Genomic DNA, 24,640 nt, shown 5'->3' on the forward strand with positions numbered 1-24,640 from the left:
CTCCATTGAATTTGCATACTTAGTATGCGAATTCAGGAGGTGTTTTTTTCATGTGCCACTATTCGGGTTCACTTCATGATGAAGGGAGTTTTTTACGCTTATAAATAAGATTTAATCATCTTACGTGCTTTTTTCATATTGCGTTTTGAAAAGACATCTTGTTTGCGAGCATATTGATATGCTGCCGCTCCAACACCTAATGCGATTAATGAATTGCGTAGATTCAAAGTAAATCCCCCTTTTCGTTATCCGATCGTTCTTTCATTCTCATCAAATAAATCATCAAGAGAACTTAACGAACCATCTTCTTCTACTTGATGCGTATGGATTTTCCCCTTTGAAACCGATAATTCGATATAACAATTCCAGCAATAAAATTGGTTGACACCTATTTTCCCAATGTCTTTTCCTTTGCAATTTGGACAAATAAACATATGGCGTTCATCTCCTTACAGTCTCCCGGATTCTATTCGCCATTATTTCCAAACTGCATTCATTTATACATTGCTGGAGCCTTTCAACGTTATACGTTTGAAAGTTTCACTATATAATTTTACCTTGTTACATGAAATCATACGGTGAAATGTTTTCCACGTCCATTTCTTCGCCATTAACCGTTACCATCTGTACTTCTCCTTGTGATTCTTGCAATCGGCTAGCTAAAGTCGTTTGACGCATTGCATCATCAAGGCGATTTACACCAGACTGAAAAGCAGCTTCCTCCCCGCAAATAATAAGGAACTTCTTACTTCTTGTAATACCAGTATAAATTAAATTACGACGTAACATACGATTATAACTTCTTACTATCGGCATAATTACAATCGGAAACTCACTACCTTGCGATTTATGAATGGAACAACAATACGCATGTGTAATTTGATTTAAATCTGGTTTTGTATATGTTACCTCAATTCCATCAAATGAAACGATAATCATATCTTGTTGCTCAACGTTTTCTTTCGCATAAAACACCGAAACAATTTCTCCGATATCACCATTAAAAACTTGACTCTCCGGCTGATTAACGAGTTGCAAGACTTTATCGCCTCTTCGATATACAACATCACCGTAAGCAATTTCTTTACTTTTTTCCCTTTTCGGATTAAACACTTCTTGCAACGCTTCGTTTAGTACATTAATACCGGCCGGTCCACGATACATCGGGGCCAATACTTGTACATCTCTTGCGCTAAAACCTTTTGTCTTCGCATTTTCACAAACCTTCTTAACAACCTCAACAATTTGAGCTCCTGTGCACCCGATAAATGAACGATCTTTTTGATTTTGCGCTAAATCTGGTGGGAGTGTTCCATTTTTTATCGCATGAGCAAGTTGAATTACTGATGAACCTTCCGCTTGACGATAAATTTCAGTAAGCTTTACTGTCGGAACTGCACCTGCATTCAATAAATCTTTCAGCACTTGTCCGGGTCCTACAGATGGTAATTGATCTTCATCGCCTACAACGATAACTTGAATGTTAGTTGGCAATGACTTAAACAGCTGATTTGCAAGCCAAATATCAACCATTGAAAATTCATCAATAATGAGTAATTTCCCTTGTACCGGATCTGTTTCATTACGCTGGAAAGACCCTTCTGGCGTCCATCCAAGTAAACGGTGAATTGTACAAGCTGGAAGCCCTGTTGATTCACTCATTCGCTTCGCTGCCCTTCCTGTTGGAGCCGTTAATAATATCGGAAATGGATTATCATCACTGTATTCATTCGGATTTAACGATAGCCCGTGAAGTGACGCATACATTTCAACAATTCCTTTAATAACTGTTGTTTTCCCTGTTCCTGGTCCACCTGTCAATAACATCATCGGTTTATGAAGTGCCGTTTGAATTGCTTCCTGCTGAAACGGTGCATATTGTACGTTCAGTTGTTCTTCAATTTCACCTAATGTTTTTAACACTTCTGCCTCTGGAAATGAAGGTGTTTCTTCTTGATTCATAAGCCTGCGAATGGACTTTACAACACCTTTTTCAGAGTAGAATAACGTTGCTAAATACACTCGCTCTTCTTCTATGATGACTTTCCCTTCACTTTGCATCGTTTCAATACAGCCTACAATATCTTCCTCAGTCACTCTTCCTTCTTGATTGTTTAAAAGTGACATCGTTTCTCTTACAAGTTGGTCTTTCCTCATATAAACGTGACCAAGTTGTAATGAGACATTCTCTAACGTGTAAAAACATCCTGCGCGCACACGGTCGTCGTGATTACCTGATATCCCTAACGCACGCCCTATATCATCCGCTCTTCCAAAACCAATCCCGTCCACTTCTTCGATAAGTTGATACGGGTTATTACGAATCACTTCTAATGTCATCTCTTTATATTGCTGGTAAATCTTAATAGAAAGTTTCGTTCCAAAACCGTAGCCATTTAAAAAGCTCATTACTTTCTCTAATCCTTGATGTTCAACAATTGTCTCATATATCTCCTGAGCCTTTTGTTTATTAACAACACCATTTAATGCCTCAGGGTCATCCATAATTTTAGAAATAGCATGTTCTCCGAGATGATCTACAATTTTTTCAGCTGTACGCTTTCCTATCCCTTTAAATAAATCACTCGCTAAATATTGCACCATACCGGCTTTTGTTTGCGGCAATTCTTTCTTAAACGTTTCGACCATATATTGTTTTCCATACTTCGGATGGTCTTTAAAATGACCTGTCAACGTAAACACTTCATCTTCATGCATGCGAGGAAAATGACCGTTTATCATTACTTTCTTTTCGTCGTACGTTTCATTCGTTTCAATGACTTTCATACTGACAACGGAATAGAGGTTTTCTTCGTTGTGGAAAATGGTATGAAGAACTTGCGCTTTTATAAACTTTTTCTCTTCCTCAAACAAATCCATTGCATGTTGATTTCCCATCTTTCCTCTCCTTTCCGGTTTCGTTTCACTTTAATGAGCAGTACATCCCCCACCTATTTAGATGAGGGATAACTACTCATTAACTATATTTTCATCTTATTCAGCTTCTTGCTCTAATAAACGAACACCATTACCCGCTAAAAAGTGATCTGGCTGAATTTCAGTTGCTTTCTTAAATAAAGCGAGAGCCTTCTCATTTTTTTCCTCAAATACGTAGGCAACACCTAAATTATAATACGCATCTGCATGCTCTTCATCCATTTCTAATACCTTTTCAAAATAAGGTTTCGCCTCTTGAATATGTTCTAGTCGTGCAAAGCAAAGTCCGCACTGGAACAAAGCTTCTACATCGTTTTCATCTAATTCTGTTGCTCTTTGTAAAAACGGCAGTGCAAGACGATCATTTCCAAGTTGCACATGTGTAATACCTAACATAAACGTTACATCAGCTGATTGTAATCCAGCTTGCATCGCTTGTTCAAATACAGCTTTCGCCTCTGCAAATTGCTCTTGACCGTAATATACGTTTCCTAATCCATAATACGCAGCCGCAGATTTATCATCTAACTCCAATGCACGTTTATAAAATAAAATTGCTCTCTCACTGTCACCTAGTACATCTAATAAGTTTGCAAAATTAATATATCCAAGCGCATCTTTCGGATTTTCTTCGATTGCTTCTGTGAAATTTTTAGCAGCTTCTTCCCAGTTTCCTTCTTGCATATATTGAATACCTGTTTCAAGTTTGTTTGACATGTCCTTCACCTCTACAACAAATTATAACAAAGAATGTATTTTCCAAGCGAACGAAAATTCGCCTTATGTAAAAGAAACCTCTAACCGCGAATCGGTAGAGGCTTCTCTTTTATCCTAAATAATCCAATTTCTTACCGCTACGGTACACTTCATCAATTGTAGCACCGCCTAAACACTCATCTCCATCATAGAAAACAACTGCTTGTCCTGGTGTAATTGCACGAATTGGCTCGTCACAAAGAATACGAACTGTATTTTCATCAACGATTTGAACCGTTACTTTATTGTCTTCTTGACGATAACGGAATTTCGCTGTGCACTTAAATTCTTTCTCTTTCGCTTTATTACTTACCCAGCCAACATTTGTAGCAATAACTTCGTCGCCATATAGAAGTTCGTTATGGAATCCTTGATCAACATATAAAATGTTTTCTTTCAAGTTTTTCCCAACAGCAAACCACGGATCACCGTTACCACCAATACCAAGGCCATGACGTTGTCCAATTGTGTAGTACATTAAACCGTCATGCTTTCCTTTCACTTCGCCAGATAACGTTTGCATCACACCTGGTTGTGCTGGTAAATAGTTACTTAAGAAATCTTTAAAGTTACGCTCACCAATGAAGCAAATACCAGTACTATCTTTCTTCGCCGCTGTCGCTAAACCAGCTTCTTTCGCCATTTCACGAATTTGTGGTTTCTTCAGTTCACCAAGCGGGAACATTGTTTTTGATAATTGCTCTTGGCTTAATTGATTTAAGAAATACGTTTGGTCTTTATTGTCATCAACGCCGCGAAGCATTTTATATTCGCCGTCCATATAAGCAACGCGTGCATAATGACCTGTCGCTACATAATCAGCACCAAGCGCTATTGCATGCTCTAAAAATGCTTTAAATTTAATTTCTTTATTACACATTACATCTGGGTTTGGTGTACGACCAGCTCGGTATTCATCTAAGAAGTACGTAAATACTTTATCCCAGTATTGTTTTTCAAAGTTTACTGCATAATACGGAATACCAATTTGGTTACACACTTCGATTACATCATTGTAATCTTCTGTTGCTGTGCAGACACCATTCTCATCTGTATCATCCCAGTTTTTCATAAAAATTCCGATTACATCATAACCTTGCTCTTTTAATAAAAGAGCCGCTACAGATGAATCGACGCCACCGGACATCCCGATGACAACGCGTGTTTCGTGAGGTAGTTTGTTCATCATGTCACCTCCCATGCTAATTTTGTGTTAATCGCTTCACGATTTTCACTGTTTCGTACGCCGCTTTCTCAACTTGCTCTTTCGTATTTCCAAGTCCGAAACTAAAACGTACGGATGAACGTATTTGATCGGAGTCTTTTCCGAACATCGCCACTAATACATGTGATGGATCAATCGAACCAGCTGTACAAGCCGAACCACTTGATACTGCAATGCCAGCTAAGTCTAAGTTCACAAGAAACGGTTCAATGTTCATTCCTGTAAAACTAATATTAAGCACATGTGGTAATCGATATTCTAAGTTTCCGTTTACCTCGAAAGTAATGTCTTCATTTTTGAAGACAGATACCATTATATCTTTAAACTCTTCATATTGGGCATTTTTTTGCTCACGAGTTTTTTCAGCTAGCAAAATTGCATGTTGCAACCCAACGATGCTCGGCACATTTTCCGTACCAGCACGGCGTTTTCTTTCTTGCTCCCCGCCTATTAATAACGGTTCAAATTTCACGTCTGCACCAGCGTATAGGAACCCGACACCTTTTGGCCCGTTAATTTTATGAGCCGAAATTGATAATAAATCAATACAAAACTCTTTCACATCAATTTCTACTAAACCGTAAGCTTGTACCGCATCTGTATGGAAATAAGCTTGATGCTCTTTTAGCAGCTTACCTATTTCCGCAATTGGTTGCATCGTCCCAACTTCATTATTCCCAAACATAATAGATACAAGAATTGTCTCTTCTGTCAATGCCTTTTGTATGTCAGAAACTTGAACGCGTCCTGTTTCATCAACAGGTAAATATGTCACTTCAAATCCTTCACGCTCTAACAATTCACACGTATGCAAAATTGCATGATGTTCAATTTGCGTCGTTATAATATGGTTACCTTTATGACGGTTCGCACGCGCTACACCGATAAGCGCTAAATTATCAGCTTCCGTACCACCGCTCGTAAATATGATTTCATTCGGATTCGCATGAATGCTACGTGCACATGCGCGTCTCGCCTCATCTACTGCATGGCGCGTTTGACGTCCATAAAAGTGAATACTAGACGGGTTTCCGAATGTTTCTGTCATATATGGAATCATCTTTTCGACCACTTCCGGGTGAGTCGGAGATGTCGCAGCATGATCTAAGTAAATGCGTTCCATTAAATCTCCTTCTTTCCAAATCGTTTCACAAGGAATTAAATGTAAAACATATAGCCCCCGTGATTTTCTTCCTCATAACGTACTAAATCTTCTAATGTGGTACTATCTAACACTTCTTGCACCGCATCACGAACACGCATCCATAATTGGCGTTGTGCTGGTTCTTCTTCTTCTATCATTTCTACAACACTAATCGGACCCTCTAATACACGGATTACATCCCCAGCTGTAATATTAGCCGGCTGATCTGATAATACATATCCGCCATATGCCCCGCGTGTACTCTTTACTAGACGCGCGTTACGAAGTGGTGAAATTAATTGCTCTAAGTAATGCTCAGATAAGTCATGTGCCTGCGCAATTGATTTTAATGAAATCGGACCTTCACCAAACTTTTTTGCAAGATCGATCATAATTGTTAAGCCGTAGCGGCCTTTCGTTGAAATCTTCATCTATTTTGCACCTCTTTTCAAATTTTCACTTCTATTGGTTATATCTTATTTGTAAAAGAACACAATTTAAAATCCTATGAAATTATAGCATAATATAGTATTATAAGAAATTTCAACTTGTGTATCAAAATGATAACATAAAATCACATTGAAAAACTCGGAAATTATTACAATTGAAAGAAAAATGAAAATATTCATATTCATTTTTCCCACAAAACAGCATCCTATTTCAAATTCCACTAAAAAAAAATGATACGATAGAAAGAGATTATACATTAAGGGAGACGGTAAAAATGAAACAACCACTCGCACATCGAATGCGCCCTACAAATATTCAAGAAATTATCGGACAACAACATTTAGTTGGTGAAGGAAAAATTTTATGGCGAATGGTCCAAGCAAATCATTTTCAATCTATGATTTTATATGGCCCTCCAGGCACTGGAAAAACATCCATCGCGAGCGCAATTGCAGGAAGTACCGGAACCCCTTTTCGCCTATTAAACGCTGTTACTCATAATAAAAAAGATATGGAAGTTGTCGTACAAGAGGCAAAGATGCATCGACACCTCGTTTTAATTTTAGATGAAGTACACCGTCTAGATAAAGCAAAACAGGATTTTCTATTACCTCATTTAGAAAGTGGACTCCTTACCTTAATTGGTGCGACGACGAGTAATCCGTTCCATGCTATTAATTCTGCTATTCGAAGTCGGTGTCAAATCTTCGAATTACACGCATTAACAGAAGATGATCTTTTAATTGGCTTAAAACGAGCACTTGAAGATAAAGAAAAAGGTCTTGGGGAATATGATGTAACTGTTACGCCTGAAGCATTACATCACTTCGCAAATGCATCAGGCGGAGATATGCGTTCCGCTTATAATGCACTGGAACTAGCTGTTTTATCTAGCTTTACAACTGATGACAAAGCTGCGGAAATTACGCTAGAAATCGCCGAAGAATGCTTACAAAAAAAGAGCTTCGTTCATGACAAAGGCGGAGATGCTCATTATGACGTATTATCGGCATTTCAAAAATCGGTGCGCGGAAGTGATGTAAATGCAGCACTTCACTATTTAGCACGTCTTATTGAAGCTGGTGACCTACAAAGCATCGGTAGACGTCTTCTTATTATGGCATATGAAGATATTGGACTTGCTAGCCCGCAAGCTGGACCGCGTACGCTAGCAGCTATAGAATCAGCGGAACGAGTTGGATTCCCAGAAGCACGCATACCACTTGCAAATGCCGTTATTGAGCTTTGCCTATCACCAAAATCAAACTCAGCTTATAAAGCACTTGACGCTGCCTTACACGATTTACGGAACGGTCAAACAGGCGATATTCCAAGTCATTTAAAAGATAGTCATTACAAAGGCGCAGAGGCACTTGGAAGAGGCATTGGATACTTATATCCACACGACCATCCAAATGGTTGGGTACAGCAACAATACTTACCTGATAAAATAAAAAACAAACAATATTATAAACCGAAAACGACAGGGAAATTTGAGCAAGCACTTTCTACTGTATATGAAAGATTACAAAGTTCGAATAAAACGAAAAATAAAGGGTAACATAAGCGAAAACGTCACCATTATGGAGGCTTCGCTTATGAAAACACGTCAAGATGCATGGACAAAAGAAGACGATCTCCTTTTAGCAGAAACTGTTTTACGACATATTCGCAGCGGCAGTACACAAATAAAAGCATTCGATGAAGTCGGCGATGCTTTAAACCGCACTTCCGCAGCTTGCGGCTTTAGATGGAATGCTGAAGTAAGGCCAAATTATGAAGATGCGGTGCAGCTTGCGAAAAAACAACGTAAAGAATTAAAGCGTTCTGAAGCTAAAATAGAAAAAGATCAGTTCACAAAAACGAAACAACTCGTAATCGATGCTGAGTTTTCAGAAGATATTGTACCAAGTAAACAAGAACTTACAATGCAAAATGTCATCTCGTTTTTGCAAAACTTAGAGCACAATAATCCTTCACTCGCAAAGTTACAAACTGAAAATGAAGTATTACAAACTCAGCTCACTTCCTTGCAAAAAACGAATGATGAGCTTGAAACTAAATTAGCCGCACTCACAAAAAAACAACAAGCAATCGAAGAAGATTATGCAATGCTCGTTAGAATTATGGATCGTGCTCGAAAACTCGTTTCAGTTGAAGAACAAGAAGAGCAGATCGCTCCCATTTTCAAGACAGATCAAAATGGAAATTTAGATATTATTTATTCTGCAGAGAATTAAAAAAGGATGTCACCTAGCCCAATTTTCCGGCTAAGTGACATCCTTTTTTTGTCTCTTCGGTGGATAGCATATTGGTAAATGAAATTATATCGACGATTTTTCGAATATATCTATCGTAACTTACAATATATCAACGATTTTTAATTATATCGACTATTCGACAAGGAATATCGATTTACCGACAAATGTTGACAAAATAAGTCGATTTGTTATAAAAATAAATACCTAAGATTAATTGGATATATTTTACTTAAATGTTAATATGAATATATACGATCGAAGGGAGATGATTGCTATTTCATTAATAGTCTTCAAAATAACGCTTGGCATTCTCGTCCTAATATTAGGTCTTTTTACCATTCATAGTTTAAAAAAGACGTCAGCTTATAAATCGAACAAATATGATTATTTTTTATTAGGATTACTTACACTTGAAGTATTAGTATTGCAAATATCAGCAGTTCTTTAAAATATAATAGAAAAGCATATATCCGAAATGGATATATGCTTTCATTTTATTCTTGCCCTACACGCTTCACTTCTACATTTTTAATGCGTTCACGTACAACGTGACTTGCCATAATTAAGCCTGCCACAGATGGTACGAATGCATTTGATGAAGGTGGTAATTTCGCTTTACGAATTTTTGCATTTTCGTCTGGTACAATTTCTTTACGTACTTCTTCATGAATTACGATTGGGTTTTCGTCAGAGAAGACAACTTTTACACCTTTTTTAATGCCCTCTTTACGAAGCTTCGTACGAATGACTTTCGCAATTGGATCTGTATGTGTTTTAGAGATGTCCGCAATACGGAAACGAGTTGGGTCCATTTTATTTGCTGCACCCATACTTGAGATAATTTTAATTTTACGACGTAAGCATTGTTTAATTAAATGAATTTTGAACGTAATCGTATCAGATGCATCCACTACAAAGTCTAAACCGTACTTAAAGAACTCTTCATATGTTTCATCTGTGTAAAACATTTCTAGTCCAATTACTTCACACTCTGGGTTAATGTCTGCAATACGCTCTTTCATTAATTCTACTTTTGAACGTCCTACAGTAGATACTAAAGCGTGAATTTGACGGTTTACGTTTGTAATATCTACAACATCTTTATCTACTAATACGAGACGCCCAACTCCAGAACGTGCTAACGCTTCAGCTGCAAAAGAACCTACGCCGCCAATTCCTAAAATACCGACTGTACTATTTTTTAATATTTCAAGTCCTTCTTTACCGAAGGCTAATTCATTACGTGAAAATTGATGTAACATTCAGCTCTACACTCCTATTACAAAAATGGTCTACCATGTATTCTAGCGTTTTTCCGACTATTTGTATAGAAAAAGTTATAGAATTCCTAAAAATACATATTTTGAAAATAAAAACATAGTGTAAACCGGGATTTTGTTTCTTCCTAAATACACGTTTAAAAAGGAGGATTTAGAGAACCGAGCAGATCGAGGCGCTGAAGCCAGGAGGAGCGCAGTGTAGCTTTACTACTCGAGCACCAGACTAGCATACGTAACGACGAGATGCGACAGTTATCTGAACCGGACTTTTTAAACAACCTCTCAAAAAAAGCCTAGATGGTATTAGTATAACCATCTAGACCCTATTCTTACTTCTCTTCTTTTAAGCTTAATTTTAAGTTTAACTCTTCAAGCTGTGCTTCTGCAACTGGGCTTGGAGCTTCTGTTAATAAGCAGCTTGCGCTTGCTGTTTTCGGGAATGCAATTGTATCACGAAGGTTCGTACGACCTGCAAGTAACATAACAAGACGGTCTAAACCTAATGCAATACCACCGTGTGGTGGAGTACCGTATTCGAATGCTTCTAATAAGAATCCGAATTGCTCTTGCGCTTCTTCTTGTGAGAATCCAAGTGCTTTGAACATTTTTTCTTGTACGTCACGCTCGTAAATACGAAGTGATCCACCACCAAGCTCATAACCGTTTAATACAAGGTCATATGCTTGCGCACGTGCTTTTTCTGGTGCTGTTTCTAATAGCTCAACATCTTCACGGAATGGCATTGTGAATGGGTGGTGAGCTGCGAAGTAACGATCTGCATCTTCATCGTACTCAAGAAGCGGCCAATCCGTTACCCATAGGAAGTTAAATTTACTTTCGTCAATTAACTCAAGCTCTTTACCTAGACGTAAACGAAGTGCACCTAAGCTATCTGCAACAACGCTCTTCTTATCTGCTACGAATAGTAATAAGTCACCAGCAGTAGCTTCTAATGTATTCATTAACACGTTTGCATCTTCTTCACCGAAGAATTTCGCGATCGGTCCTTTTAAGCCGTCTTCTTCCACTTTAAGCCAAGCTAAACCTTTTGCACCGTATACTTTTACGAATTCAGTTAATGCATCGATGTCTTTACGAGAGTATTTGCTCGCAGCACCTTTTGCATTAATTGCTTTTACTTGTCCGCCGCTTTCTACAGCACTTGTAAATACTTTAAATCCACAACCTGCTGCAAACTCAGATAAGTCTGTTAGTTCCATTTCAAAGCGTGTATCTGGCTTATCAGAACCGTAACGAGCCATTGCATCAGCGTAAGTCATACGAGGGAATGGTGCACTAATCTCTACACCTTTCGCATCCTTCATAACTTTCGTCATCATGCGCTCCATCATATCTAAAATTTCTTCTTGTGTTAAGAATGAAGCTTCAATATCGATTTGCGTAAATTCTGGCTGACGGTCCGCACGTAAATCTTCATCACGGAAACAGCGTGCTACTTGATAGTAACGCTCAAATCCGCCGACCATAAGAAGCTGTTTAAATAGCTGTGGAGATTGTGGTAATGCATAAAACTCACCATCATGTACACGACTTGGTACTAAATAATCACGAGCTCCTTCTGGCGTGCTCTTCGTTAAAATTGGTGTTTCCACTTCTAGGAACTCTTCTGTGTCTAAGAAGTTACGAATTGTTTTTGTTACGTCATGACGCATTTTGAATGTATTGAACATTACAGGACGACGTAAGTCTAAGTAACGATATTTTAAACGCACATCTTCTGATGCATCTGTATCATCAGCAATAATGATTGGCGTTGTTTTCGCTGCATTTAATACGTTTACTTTCGTTGCTTGTACTTCAATACGACCCGTTGCCATATTGTCATTAATTGCGCCTTCACCACGCTCAACAACTGTACCTTCTACGTGTAATACGTATTCGCTACGAATTGTTTCTGCTACTTCTAGCGCCTCTTTTGATGTTTCTGGGTTAAATACAACTTGTACGATACCTGTACGGTCACGTAAGTCGATAAAGATTAATCCACCTAAATCACGGCGTTTTTGTACCCAACCTTTTAATTGAACTGTTTGTCCAACTGCTTCTACTGTTACTTTTCCACATGCATGCGTTCTTTCAGCCACTGTAAGTTCCCCCTATATTAATTTCTCTGCTACGTATGAAGCAAATACATCTAATGCTACTTCTTCTTGTTCGCCTGTTGCCATATCTTTTAAGTTAATGATGCCTTTATCTAGCTCATCTTCCCCTAATACAGCTACAAATTTCGCTTTTAGACGATCTGCTGATTTAAATTGTGCCTTCATTTTGCGATCTAAATAATCTTTTTCAACTGATAATCCAGCTTTACGAAGATCAAATGCAACTTTTGCAGCATGGTCTTTTGCTTTTTCACCAAGCGCTACAACGTAACAATCAATGCTATGTTCGATTGGCAATTCAATGTTTTCAGCTTTTAGTGCCATAATTAAACGTTCAATACTCATCGCAAAACCGATACCTGGCATTTCTGGTCCACCGATTTCTTGTACAAGTCCGTTGTAACGTCCACCACCGCTTAATGTAGTAATAGCACCGAAACCTTCTGCCTCACTCATAATTTCAAATACAGTGTGTTGGTAGTAGTCTAAACCACGTACTAAGTTCGGATCTTTTTCAAATGGAACATCCATCATCGTTAATAGTTCTTGAACTTTTTCGTAGTATACTGCTGAATCTTCGTTTAAGTATTCTGTAATAGATGGTGCTGTTCCCATTAATTCATGGTTACGGTCCTTCTTACAATCTAAAATACGAAGAGGGTTCTTTTCTAAACGAGATTGACAGTCAGAACAGAATTCGCCGATACGTGGCTCGAAGTGTGCGATTAATGCATCACGGTGTGCTTGACGGCTTGCTGCATCACCTAAGCTGTTTAATACAACTTTAATATTTTTTAAGCCCATGCCGCGGTAAAACTCTACAGCAAGTGCAATTACTTCTGCATCAATTGCAGGATCGTTACTGCCGATTGCTTCAATACCAAATTGTACGAATTGACGATAGCGACCTGCTTGTGGTCTTTCGTAACGGAACATTTGGCCGATATAGTATAATTTCGTCGGTTGTGTTGCGTCACCGAACATTTTATTTTCAACGTAAGAACGTACAACAGGTGCAGTACCTTCTGGACGTAATGTTAAACTACGCTCTCCACGATCTTGGAATGAGTACATTTCTTTTTGTACGATATCTGTCGTATCACCAACACCACGTAAAAATAGCTCAGTGTGTTCAAAAATTGGTGTACGAATTTCTTTGTAATTGTAACGACGGCAAATTTCGCGTGCTTGCCCTTCGATATACTGCCATAACTCAACAGTACCTGGAAGAATATCTTGCGTTCCGCGTGGGATTTGAATAGACATATTCAGTTCCTCCTCAAATTGTTTTAATCTTAATAAAAATAAAAAAACTCCCGCCTCTACTGTTTGAACAGTAGGGACGAGAGTATTATACCCGTGGTGCCACCCTAATTGAAGCACGTATGCTTCCACTTTTTTAATAACGCTTAAATGTGCGTTCATCCCTACTAAGCGTATACGCCGTTCAAGTTGAAACCTCTAGAGTGTCATTCAATCAGTCATCATGTAGAAATGTTTTCAGCCTAAGACATTTCTTCTCTTTCCATGTGTGTCTCATTTACTCTTCTCTATCAAAGGTTATATTCATATGTAAATATAAAATTACTATACGTTTGTTCAGTAGGATTGTCAAGTGCTCTAAGAGCGTTCAATCTGCTTCTTTAGACGCTTTACATCTTGAAGAGAAATGCCAAACTCAGAAGCAAGCTCCATTGAAGTATTGTTTTGCTCTTTTGAAATAAAATCATGAAAATTCACGTTAAACAGTTGATTTGCACCATTTGTAACAGAATGCCCTTTTTCATTCATACGCATACGTATATCCCTCACATTCAATATGGATGTTTTACTTTTTATTGTTCCATATTGATTAGAGAGTTATACATAAACGAAAAAGCTATTGACTCAAAATAAACATTAGTATTGGATTTATAACAATGAGCTAGTCCACTTGCTAGCATATGATGCTTCAAATAATATAACGATACGATACAATACCTACCCCAATTACGAGAATTTCTAACATTACATGTAATACAACTTGCGCGGCCATTTCTTCTATAGGAAGTAAAGCATACATTAAATTACTTCTACACTCTGATTCAATATACGGACCAATGCCTCTGGATTAGTTTCCATTACCCAATGCCCACCAACTTCAATAGAAAAAACCTCCCATTTTCTATCTCTTGCTTTTTTTGCTGATTCTAAAAAGATAGACGTCATTGGCCAATGTTCTGGATTATCCTTTACTTCTACGTATATATGCGGTATACATTGTGCTTTAAAGTTTTTTATTTCAACCGATTGTGTAAAAGCCAACAATGGCATCGCTGATTTTCTCTCATCTATTGTATTTCTAGGAAGAACACGCCATCCCTCCCCGTATGCTTTTACTTCTTCTATAAAATGCGCGGCCATTTCCGGTCCAGAAATATCCATAACAGAATCACCATCTTCCGGAAGCATTGCATCCACGTATACTAGCTCCTTAATGAACTCGGGAATTACTTCTGCCACCCCTGTAATTACCATACCAGAATAACTATGTCCTACCAAAATTACATCTTTTAGACCCTGATATTTAATAGTATTAACAATGTCTTGAATAAATGTCTTCAACCCTATATTAGGTTGCATAAGATGTGTTCGTTCCCCAAGTCCAGTTAATGTAGGAGTATATACACTATGACCCTCTTCCCTTAAAAGTTCAGCTAGTTTTTTCCAAACATAACCGCCATCCCATGCTCCATGAACGAGTACAAATGTTTCCATAAGTTTTACCTCCCATAATCCCCCGATTATATCGTTTATTTTCTTAACTATCATAACAACAATTAACAAAATATACCATTAAAAACCATAAAAGAAGAGAGGGGCTCATCCCCTCTCTTCTTGCAACACTATTTACTTTCCACAATTAAGGTAACCGGACCATCATTGATTAAAGAAACATCCATCATTGCTCCGAACTTCCCTGTTTCTACATGCAATCCTTGCTTACGTACTTCTTCATTAAAGAAATCATATAAACGCTCTGCATAGTCAGGTTTAGCTGCATCCATAAAGTTTGGACGTCTTCCCTTGCGGCAATCTCCGTATAATGTGAATTGCGAAATGGATAGAACTTGTCCTTCTACATCAAGTACAGAATGGTTCATCTTTCCGCTCTCATCTTCAAAAATACGTAAGTTCGCAATTTTTTCTGCAATGTAAGTTGCATCTTTTTCTGTATCTTCATGCGTAATGCCAACTAGTAATGTTAAACCGAACGGAATTTGTCCTACGATCTCACCGTCTACTGTGACAGACGCTTCTTTTGATCGTTGTAAAACAACTCTCATCTTTTCTACACTCCCTATTAATGCATCATGCGTCGTACTGCATAAATTTCTGGAACACGTTTAATGCGTTCTACTACTTTTTTCAAGTGCTGTAAGTTACGAATAGAGATTGACATATTAATTGTTGCCATCTTATTACGGTCACTTCTACCAGAAACTGCTGAAATGTACGTTTTCGTCTCTGTAACAGCTTGTAATACTTCGTTTAATAAACCACGGCGATCGTAACCTGAAATTTCAATATCAACGTTATACTCAATTTCTTTTTCAGGGCTACCTTCCCACTCTACTTCTAATAAACGTTCTATAGCTTCTTCTGTATGAACATTTACACAGTCACGGCGGTGAATCGATACGCCTCGGCCTTTCGTAATATACCCAACGATATCATCACCAGGTACTGGGTTACAGCATTTTGATAAACGAATTAATAAATTATCTGCACCACTTACTTTAACGCCAGAATCCCATTTTCGAATTTTCATCGGTTTACGAACTTCTTTAACTTCAACAATCTCTTCTTCTTCACGTTGCTTACGGAACTTGTCCGTTAGTCGCGTAACAATTTGCGATGCAGTGATACCATTATATCCAACTGCCGCAAACATATCTTCTTCATTTGCAAAATTGAATTTTTCAGCAACTCGTTTTAAATTGTCAGGCGCTAACACTTCTTTCATCTCATACTCTAGGCTACGCACTTCTTTCTCAACAAGTTCACGGCCTTTTTCAATATTTTCATCTCTACGTTGTTTCTTAAAGAACTGACGTATTTTGTTTTTTGCATGAGATGTTTGAGCAAGTTTCACCCAATCTTGACTTGGTCCATACGAATGTTTCGATGTTAAAATCTCAATGATGTCACCTGTTTTTAATTTATAGTCAAGTGTCACCATTTTCCCGTTTACTTTTGCACCAATTGTTTTATTCCCAATCTCTGAATGCACACGATATGCAAAGTCAATTGGAACAGATCCAAGTGGTAATTCCATTACATCGCCTTTCGGTGTAAAGACGAATACCATGTCAGAGAATAAATCAATTTTTAACGACTCCATAAACTCTTCTGCATTAGAAGCTTCATTTTGCCATTCTAATATTTGACGGAACCATGTAAGTTTCTTCTCTAATGTACCTGTTGTTTCTGCTGTTTTTCCTTCTTTATACGCCCAGTGTGCCGCGATCCCGAATTCTGCAATCTCATGCATTTCTTTCGTACGAATTTGCACTTCAAGCGGATCACCTTTCGGTCCAATTACAGTCGTATGAAGAGATTGATATAGATTTGCTTTCGGCATTGCAATATAATCTTTAAAACGACCTGGCATCGGCTTCCAGCACGTATGAATAATTCCAAGTACTGCATAACAATCTTTAATACTATTTACAACGACACGTACAGCTAATAAATCGTAAATTTCATTGAATTGTTTATTTTGCAGTGCCATTTTACGATAAATACTGTAAATATGTTTTGGTCTTCCAGAAATTTCAGGTTGAATTGCAACTTCGTCTAATTTCTCACGAATACCAGTCATTACTTCGTCTAAATACTCTTCACGTTCTGCACGTTTACGCTTCATTAAATTTACAATACGATAATATTGCTGTGGATTTAAGTAGCGAAGTGACGTATCCTCTAGCTCCCATTTAATAGTACTAATTCCGAGTCTATGTGCTAAAGGCGCAAAGATTTCTAACGTTTCATTCGCAATGCGACGCTGCTTCTCTTGAGGCAAATGTTTCAATGTACGCATGTTATGAAGACGATCAGCTAGTTTAATTAAAATAACTCGAATATCTTGAGCCATTGCAATAAACATTTTGCGATGGTTTTCTGCTTGTTGTTGCTCATGAGATTTATATTTAATCTTTCCAAGCTTTGTCACACCATCAACAAGCATAGCAATTTCTTTATTAAATTCCCGTTCAATATCTTCTAATGTAATCTCTGTATCTTCTACTACATCATGTAAGAAACCTGCTGATACTGTAGCTGGATCCATGTGTAAATCAACTAAAATACCTGCAACTTGAATTGGATGAATAATGTATGGTTCACCCGATTTTCTGTATTGTTCGCTATGCGCATCGCGTGCATATTCATAGGCACGTGCTACTAGCTCAATATCTTCATCCACTAAATATTGACTTGCTTTCTCGAGTACCTGTTCAGCTGTTAGTACCTGCTCATTTGCCATCGAATCACCTTTTATTGAAAATTGACTTTATCTTTATTAAATAGAATAAATTATATTCTATCATTATAACCCAATGATTGTGAATTGTGAAAAGGAAAAGATTTTACTGACATTTCACCATAATTTTTTGTTCAATTATACAAAAGTACCCGCTCCTCTCCAAGAGATTCACGGGTACTTCTTATCACCGTAGTTTTACCTATATAGCGATTAGTATTTTTCTAATACTAATACATCGTAACCATCTAACATTTTACGACCATCTAAGTAAGTAAGTTCTACTAAGAATGCAATTCCTGCTACAACTCCGCCTAGCTCTTCAACTAGCTTAATTGTCGCTTCGATTGTTCCACCTGTAGCTAATAGATCATCTGTAATTAATACGCGTTGGCCTGGCTTAATTGCATCTTTATGGATTGTTAAAACATCTTTACCATATTCTTTACCGTAGTCAACTGTAATTACTTCACGTGGTAATTTTCCTAATTTACGAACTGGCGCAAATCCTACTTCTAATGCGTAAGAAACTGGGCAACCAATAATAAAGCCACGAGCTTCTGGACCTACTACAAGGTCGATGTCTCTCTCTTTTGCATACTCAACGATTGCATCTGTTGCTGCTTTGTATGCTTTACCGTCGTTCATTAACGGTGTAATGTCTTTAAACACAATACCTTCTTTTGGATAGTCCGGTACAATTGCGATATGTTGCTTGAAATCCATATTTCTGAATCCTCCTCAGATCTAAAAGGTTTGTAAATACAAATCCTTTACCCTAACTGTTCTACTTCTTTATGATTACGAATCGTTTTAAACCATGTATATAGTTGCTGATATGTGCTATAAACCAATTCTTTTTCTAATTGTAAGTGGTTCATTTTCTCACGATATGTGTTCGATTCAATTAAATCACGCTTTTGTTTTTTGTCTGCCATAAAAATGACGCCATCTTTTATTGTAACAAATTCTAACTCAAAAAACACCTGTGTCATGAAATTTACTGTATCTTTTGACCAACCTTTATGTTGACATAGTTGTTCTCCATATTGCCTTAAAGAAAATGGTGATTTTTGGCTCAAGAATGAATAGTACCATTTAAAGTGATCCCTCGTTGGAACAGTGCTAAATAAATGATTATTCTCTTGATAAAATAGCGTATAAATTCGCGACGGGAACCCAACTTTAAATAGATCTCGTAATTCATCTGTTCCTTTTGGTAAATCAAGTAACACGATGTATTGCTCATCTAACTCGGTTACTTCTGATGCATGCATCATATGCTCTTTATAGTCTTCTAAAGAAAATTTATTCAATACCTCTTTAGAAAAATACAACATCGTGATTTTTTCTTTCGGAAGTTCTGCTAAATTTGCTTCTACGTTACGCATACTACGCCAATCAAATAATTGCCATGCCTCTACAGCAATATCTTGCACCATTAATTGCGGCTTCTTAAAATTATTCCATTCATTGATAGACGCTTCTCCTATTACAGATACTTTTGCAACTGGAGAAATTTCTTTCGCGTACGCACCAAAACCGAATCCAATTGTATCCAATGTTGCTTGTCCATCACGAAGAGACATCTTTAAATGAGAACCGTCTGATCCGATTGCACGAATACTTTCTAACTCCGCATCTTTCACTGCAATACGTGGCTTTGGATTTCCAACACCAAATGGCGCTAACTTTTGCATATCTTCAATTGCTGCAAGTGTTACGTCCTCCACTTTGCAAAAAGCATCGACATCTGTAATTGGAATAAAATCTTCTTCCGTTAAAATTGTATCTGCCTGTTCATTTAAACGGCGGCGTAATTCATCTACATCATTCATATGTAGCGTCATTCCCGCTGCCATCGGATGTCCTCCGAAGTGTGGCAATAACTCTCTACAATCTGACAAATTTGCAAACAAATCAAATCCTGCAATACTACGCGCTGAACCTTTTGCAGTTTCTTTTACAGGATCAATGCATAATACAATCGTTGGACGATAAAAACGTTCAACTAATTTAGAAGCAACAATTCCAATTACACCTGGATTCCATCCTTCTTTTGCAAGCACTAATACTTTATTGTCTTCAGGCGGGAAATTATTTTCCACCTCAGCGATAGCTTCTTCTGTAATTTGCTTTACAATATCTTTTCGCAGTTTGTTCAGTTCATCAATTTCTTCAGCCAGCTCTTTCGCTTCTTCCGGATCCTCTGATAATAAAAGATGTACAGCCGGCGTAGCATCTTCTAAACGTCCAACTGCATTAATACGAGGTGCGATTGAGAAGCCAATACTCTCTTCTGTAATTTCACTTTGCGAAACATTAGCTACTTTAAATAGCGCCTTTAGTCCAATATTTTTCGTCATGCGCATATGTTTTAAACCGCGCTTCACTAGCAATCTATTTTCACCGTGAAGTGATACTAAATCGGCTACTGTACCAATTACTGCAATTTCTAATAAATGTTCTGGTACACGGCCCAGTAGTGCATGCGCAACTTTAAACGCAACACCAACGCCCGCTAAATAGTGAAACGGATACACACCGCCATCTAATTTCGGATGAATAATCGCAAGTGCTTCTGGCAATTCTGGTGGCGGCTCATGGTGATCTGTAATAATAAGATCTATCCCAAGTTCCTTCGCTACTTTCGCTTCATGTACAGCTGCGATACCAGTATCAACAGTAATAATAAGTGAGAATCCCGCGCTATGCGCCCAACGGAATGCTTCTTCGTTTGGTCCATAACCTTCTGTAAAACGGTTTGGGATATAAAATTCTACGTCTGCACCTAATTCTTGTAAGGCAAGATATAATACAGTCGTACTACTTACTCCGTCCGCATCGTAGTCACCAAATATTAATATTTGCTCTCCATTTTGAATCGCCTTATTTACACGTTCTACCGTTCTATCCATTCCTTCTAATAAAAATGGATCATGAAATTCTTGATTTTCTGTATTTAAAAAATCTAAAATCTTATCTTCTGTATCTAATCCTCTACCGAGGAATAACGAAACGACAAGTGGTGATAATTGTAATTTACTTGCTAATTCACTCACTCGCTCGCCATTATATTCTTTTTCTTTCCAACGCGTCTTCGGTTGTAACACGAAATCACCCCTTAACCTGTTCATTATACAAGACAGATTAAGGGGTGACAATATCATGCAAACTACAATGCAATATCTATATACTAAAATGTTAATAACGTTTAATTTGGAGAATACGGATTTATATGTACAAACACATTTTGTACGTTATCTTGTTTCATAAGCGTTTCTTTCACATGCTTTCCAATGCGATGCCCTTCTTCTACAGTAATGTATGGATCTACAGAAACTTTAATATCAACAATAACGTAATGACCATGTTCCCTTGCGTATAAAGAACCAATTTTTTTTACACCGTCTATTTGAAGTACTGCTTCTCTAAGCGGAATAACATCTTCCTCATGAAGAACATGATCAAGCGTTGCATGAATTGCTTCTGCCCCAATACTCCATGCCATTTTTGCAACGAGAAGTGAAACAAATAATCCTGCAATTGGATCGGCATACACAAGCCAATCTAACCCGAACTTACCACCAATAATCGCTGCACAAATACCGATTAAAGCTGCAATTGAAGAAAACACATCTGAACGGTGCTCATATGCATTTGCAATAATTGCATCACTATTTACCCTTTTCCCTAATCGGAATTTATATTGAAACATTCCTTCTTTCACGATAATTGAAAGAACGACAGCAAAAATTGTAATCCCTTTCGGCGGTTCTAGTTCCTGTGAAAAAGCTTTTATGGACGAAATCGCTATCTCGATTCCCACAATAAATAATAATACTGCAACAATAATCGCTGAAATCGATTCCGCTTTACCATGACCATACGGGTGATCTTCATCGGGCGGCTGCTTTGCTGCTCGTAACCCAAACAGTACAGCTAGCGAACCAATTACATCTGATGCAGAATGCACCGCATCTGCTAAAAGCGCTTTACTGTTCCCAATATAACCAATTACCGCCTTTATAGTCGCTAATATAATATTACCAACGATCCCGACAATAGCACCAAACTCGGCCTGTTTAAAACGTTCATCTTTTTCCATCATTAAAATCCCTTCTTTTCTTAACCTATCTTTTTATCCCACTTTAATGGGCAGTAAGACCCCTACCTCAAAATTCAGTGAAAGCAAAAAATTTAGGGGGGATCAACTGCCCATTAAAGTCCGATTGGTGAAGGCTAATAATCAGTGGGGGATGAAGAAAACCCCCACTGATTAAAGTTTCACTTTATTGTAACAAAAACAGCGATAACATCACCACTTTCTTCCATTTCATCATTTTAAAGTAACTATCTTATTGTATCCACAAACGAAAAAAGAGATGCCTCATAAAGAGACATCATCTTTTTTATACTTGCGGTTCAGATTCTACTTTCTCAACCTTTTTCTTGTTTTTGCCCTTTTTCAAACGACGGTTTTCAAGCATTAACCAAATTTGAGAAGCAACGAAAACAGAAGAATACGTACCTACAACTAGTCCAACAAGTAACGCAAACGAGAAGTTACGTAGTGACTCACTACCGAAGATAAGCAGTGCAATTACTGGGAATAACACTGTTAATACGGTGTTAATCGAACGACCAAGCGTTTGGCGAATACTTGCATTTACGATTTCTTCTAAGTCTTTTATATCGCGAACTCGTTTTTTCTGTTTGTATAATTCACGGTTTCTATCAAACGTAACAATTGAGTCATTAATAGAATAACCGATGATTGTTAACACGGCAGCGATAAACGTTAAGTCTACCTCCAATTGGAAAATACTAAATATAACAATCATAACGAATGCATCATGTAATAATGCAAGCACTGCAGATAATGCGTACGTAAATCGGAATCGAATACTTACGTATAAAATGATAACTGCAGAAGCAATTAATACTGCGATAAATGCATTTCTTGCAATTTCTTTACCAATTGTCGGCGAAACTGTACTTACGTTTGGATCTGTACCATATTTATCGTGGAAGAATGTTTTTGTTTTCGCAATTTCATCTTTTGATAGAACACCTAATGTACGAACTGCGAATCCCTTATTGTCATCTCCAGTCGGTACAATGTTTTCTTCCTTCACGTCAATGTTCAATTCTTTAAAATCTTTATGAACATCAGACACAGTAACTGATTGTTTTGATTGCAGGTCGATACGTGTACCACTCGCAAAGTCAATACCAAGATTCATTTTGAAAATTGGTAAAATAATTGCACCTGCAATTACAACTACAATCGAGAAGATAAGGAATTTATGACCGACATTTACAAAGTTAATACGATCAAATTTCGTTGGTGGATGTACTACACCTTTTGTTAACGGAATAATATCCTTTTGTTTCACACCAAAGTATCCTGGTTTTTTATCGAAGTAACGGCTCTTTACAAGTAAACTTAGTAAGAAACGAGTACCGAATACGTTCGTAATAAAACCGACTAAAATACTTACAATTAAACTTGTTGCGAATCCTTTTACAGAGCTATTACCGTAAACGAATAATACACCAGCTGCTGCAAGTGTTGTAATGTTCGCATCTAAAATTGTTGCTAATGAACGATGGTTACCAGCACGGAATGCTGACATCATTGACTTACCAATTTTCAGTTCTTCTTTTAGTCTCTCGTACGTAATAATATTCGCATCAACTGCGATACCTACCCCGAGCACTAACGCCGCAATACCTGGCAACGTAAGAACTGCATGCATCCAGTTAAAGACAAGTAATGTAACGAAAATGTATAGACCTAACATAATAACCGCTACAAGTCCTGGTAAACGGTAGAATACAAGCATAAATAAGAAAATAAGAGCGATACCAATCGCACTAGCGAAAATTGTTTGCTCTAACGCTTGTTGACCAAATTTCGCTCCAACAGATGTTGAATACATTTCTTTTAAATCAACCGGAAGTGCACCTGCGTTTAATAAAGATGAAAGTTGTTTTGCACTTTCAACTGTGAAGTTTCCACCTACGATAGATACTTCAGCTTGGTTAAATACTTGACTTACTGTTGCTGCTGATAAGAATTTCGGATTCGGTTTTGCAGATTCTGCTTTATACGAATCTTTTCCTTCTTCAAAATCAAGCCAAATTACCATTAAATTCGTTGGTGGTGGCATTTTTGAAATTTTCTCAGTTACTTCACGGAATTTTTCAGCGCTTTTTAGTGTAAGACCTACACTCGCACGGCCTTGCTCATCAAATGTTTGCTTCGCTCCGCCACCTTTTAAATCCGTTCCATCCATAAGAAGATTGTCATCTACATCACGAAATGTTAATTTCGCTTGTGTTGATAACATTTCACGTGCTTTTTGCTGATCTTGTACACCAGCAAGCTGTACACGAATTCGATCTTGCCCTTCGATTTGAATGTTCGGCTCACTTACACCGAGAACATTGACACGATTTTCAAGAGCACCTACTGTACTTACAAGTACATCTCGATCGATTTTATCACCTTTTTTGGCTGGTTTTACTTCATACAGAATTTCAAAACCACCGCGAAGGTCTAGTCCTAGACTAATTCCTTTTGCTATGTCTTTTCCTGCCGCACCAATTACTCCACCGATTAATAAAACGATGAGGAAAAAGGCGGCAATTCTTGTACCACGCTTTGCCATATGTACCCTCTTTCCGCTACTAACACTTCAAATAAATCTTTTACGATTCACTTTTACACGTGTGCATACGCCTAGTTAGTAGACTTCCTTTCTATAATTTTGCTAGTTCCTCACCAGCTGTGTCGGTAAGTTTTTCACATTACCTACACTTTCATTATTTGTTTTCTCTCTTCACTACCTCCTTTATATATGATCTTAGACATAATTATTTCCTCATTATCAATACCTATCATTATACTGCAAAAGGAAGAACAAACCAATTG

The 24,640-nt window shown here is 37.6% G+C and carries 20 protein-coding genes and 1 other annotated feature; of the genes, 2 read left to right on the top strand and 18 right to left on the bottom strand.

What is annotated here, in order from left to right; genetic code table 11:
• Window positions 1-98 precede the first annotated feature (98 nt).
• The 7 genes from PDQ33_RS15925 to cymR form a co-directional block, all read right to left on the bottom strand.
• Window positions 99-227, bottom strand: coding sequence for a YrzQ family protein (locus PDQ33_RS15925; protein WP_001053553.1), 129 nt, complete (start codon window positions 225-227; stop codon window positions 99-101).
• 18 nt (window positions 228-245) lie between these two features.
• Complete coding sequence (locus PDQ33_RS15930; RefSeq protein ID WP_000469281.1) at window positions 246-434, bottom strand: hypothetical protein; 189 nt, start codon at window positions 432-434, stop codon at window positions 246-248.
• Window positions 435-561: 127 nt separating this feature from the next.
• On the bottom strand, window positions 562-2,898 hold the full coding sequence (gene recD2 / locus PDQ33_RS15935) for an SF1B family DNA helicase RecD2 (RefSeq protein WP_270756161.1): 2,337 nt from the start codon (window positions 2,896-2,898) through the stop codon (window positions 562-564).
• A gap of 96 nt (window positions 2,899-2,994) precedes the next feature.
• A complete protein-coding gene (locus PDQ33_RS15940; protein ID WP_000066391.1) occupies window positions 2,995-3,654 on the bottom strand; it encodes a tetratricopeptide repeat protein in 660 nt (219 codons plus the stop codon).
• A 109-nt stretch (window positions 3,655-3,763) separates the two neighbouring features.
• Entirely contained in the window at window positions 3,764-4,879 is a 1,116-nt protein-coding gene (gene mnmA, locus PDQ33_RS15945; RefSeq protein ID WP_001038008.1) for a tRNA 2-thiouridine(34) synthase MnmA, read from the bottom strand.
• A gap of 16 nt (window positions 4,880-4,895) precedes the next feature.
• Window positions 4,896-6,041, bottom strand: a complete 1,146-nt coding sequence (locus tag PDQ33_RS15950) for a cysteine desulfurase family protein (RefSeq protein WP_048557574.1) — start codon at window positions 6,039-6,041, stop codon at window positions 4,896-4,898.
• Window positions 6,042-6,076: 35 nt separating this feature from the next.
• Window positions 6,077-6,493, bottom strand: a complete 417-nt coding sequence (gene cymR, locus PDQ33_RS15955) for a cysteine metabolism transcriptional regulator CymR (protein WP_000704116.1) — start codon at window positions 6,491-6,493, stop codon at window positions 6,077-6,079.
• A gap of 293 nt (window positions 6,494-6,786) precedes the next feature.
• Between cymR and PDQ33_RS15960 the strand changes: the two genes are divergently transcribed.
• Together PDQ33_RS15960 and PDQ33_RS15965 are read left to right on the top strand one after the other, a co-directional pair.
• Window positions 6,787-8,073 carry a replication-associated recombination protein A gene (locus PDQ33_RS15960; RefSeq protein WP_000812933.1) on the top strand — a complete coding sequence of 429 codons (1,287 nt, stop codon included), beginning with the start codon at window positions 6,787-6,789 and terminating at the stop codon, window positions 8,071-8,073.
• Window positions 8,074-8,110: 37 nt separating this feature from the next.
• A complete protein-coding gene (locus PDQ33_RS15965; protein WP_000857699.1) occupies window positions 8,111-8,752 on the top strand; it encodes an RsfA family transcriptional regulator in 642 nt (213 codons plus the stop codon).
• Between the two features lie 515 nt (window positions 8,753-9,267).
• Here PDQ33_RS15965 and PDQ33_RS15970 read toward each other — a convergent pair.
• The 11 genes from PDQ33_RS15970 to secDF form a co-directional block, all read right to left on the bottom strand.
• Complete coding sequence (locus PDQ33_RS15970; protein WP_270756157.1) at window positions 9,268-10,035, bottom strand: tRNA threonylcarbamoyladenosine dehydratase; 768 nt, start codon at window positions 10,033-10,035, stop codon at window positions 9,268-9,270.
• Window positions 10,036-10,382: 347 nt separating this feature from the next.
• Window positions 10,383-12,158: an aspartate--tRNA ligase gene (aspS, locus tag PDQ33_RS15975; protein WP_000840908.1), complete on the bottom strand. Its 1,776-nt coding sequence runs from the start codon at window positions 12,156-12,158 to the stop codon at window positions 10,383-10,385.
• A gap of 12 nt (window positions 12,159-12,170) precedes the next feature.
• On the bottom strand, window positions 12,171-13,442 hold the full coding sequence (gene hisS / locus PDQ33_RS15980; RefSeq protein WP_000027087.1) for a histidine--tRNA ligase: 1,272 nt from the start codon (window positions 13,440-13,442) through the stop codon (window positions 12,171-12,173).
• A 69-nt stretch (window positions 13,443-13,511) separates the two neighbouring features.
• Window positions 13,512-13,742: a binding site (T-box leader), on the bottom strand.
• 54 nt (window positions 13,743-13,796) lie between these two features.
• Window positions 13,797-13,973 carry a hypothetical protein gene (locus PDQ33_RS15985; protein ID WP_001242605.1) on the bottom strand — a complete coding sequence of 59 codons (177 nt, stop codon included), beginning with the start codon at window positions 13,971-13,973 and terminating at the stop codon, window positions 13,797-13,799.
• A 264-nt stretch (window positions 13,974-14,237) separates the two neighbouring features.
• Window positions 14,238-14,933 (bottom strand): alpha/beta fold hydrolase, encoded by a 696-nt coding sequence (locus PDQ33_RS15990; RefSeq protein WP_270756155.1) that lies wholly within the window; start codon window positions 14,931-14,933, stop codon window positions 14,238-14,240.
• Between the two features lie 128 nt (window positions 14,934-15,061).
• Entirely contained in the window at window positions 15,062-15,502 is a 441-nt protein-coding gene (locus tag PDQ33_RS15995; RefSeq protein ID WP_001266956.1) for a D-tyrosyl-tRNA(Tyr) deacylase, read from the bottom strand.
• Window positions 15,503-15,519: 17 nt separating this feature from the next.
• Window positions 15,520-17,703, bottom strand: a complete 2,184-nt coding sequence (gene relA / locus PDQ33_RS16000; RefSeq protein WP_001262809.1) for a GTP diphosphokinase — start codon at window positions 17,701-17,703, stop codon at window positions 15,520-15,522.
• A gap of 210 nt (window positions 17,704-17,913) precedes the next feature.
• Window positions 17,914-18,426, bottom strand: coding sequence for an adenine phosphoribosyltransferase (locus tag PDQ33_RS16005; RefSeq protein ID WP_000346214.1), 513 nt, complete (start codon window positions 18,424-18,426; stop codon window positions 17,914-17,916).
• Window positions 18,427-18,473: 47 nt separating this feature from the next.
• Window positions 18,474-20,813, bottom strand: a complete 2,340-nt coding sequence (gene recJ / locus PDQ33_RS16010) for a single-stranded-DNA-specific exonuclease RecJ (RefSeq protein WP_270756152.1) — start codon at window positions 20,811-20,813, stop codon at window positions 18,474-18,476.
• 101 nt (window positions 20,814-20,914) lie between these two features.
• Window positions 20,915-21,808, bottom strand: a complete 894-nt coding sequence (locus PDQ33_RS16015) for a cation diffusion facilitator family transporter (RefSeq protein ID WP_061132265.1) — start codon at window positions 21,806-21,808, stop codon at window positions 20,915-20,917.
• 304 nt (window positions 21,809-22,112) lie between these two features.
• The gene (secDF, locus tag PDQ33_RS16020; protein WP_001119080.1) at window positions 22,113-24,377 is read right to left on the bottom strand and encodes a protein translocase subunit SecDF; all 2,265 of its coding nucleotides are present in this window, start codon (window positions 24,375-24,377) and stop codon (window positions 22,113-22,115) included.
• Window positions 24,378-24,640 lie beyond the last annotated feature (263 nt).

The organism is Bacillus cereus group sp. Bc031, assembly GCF_027716265.1.
In the GTDB taxonomy this organism is placed as follows: domain Bacteria; phylum Bacillota; class Bacilli; order Bacillales; family Bacillaceae_G; genus Bacillus_A; species Bacillus_A paranthracis.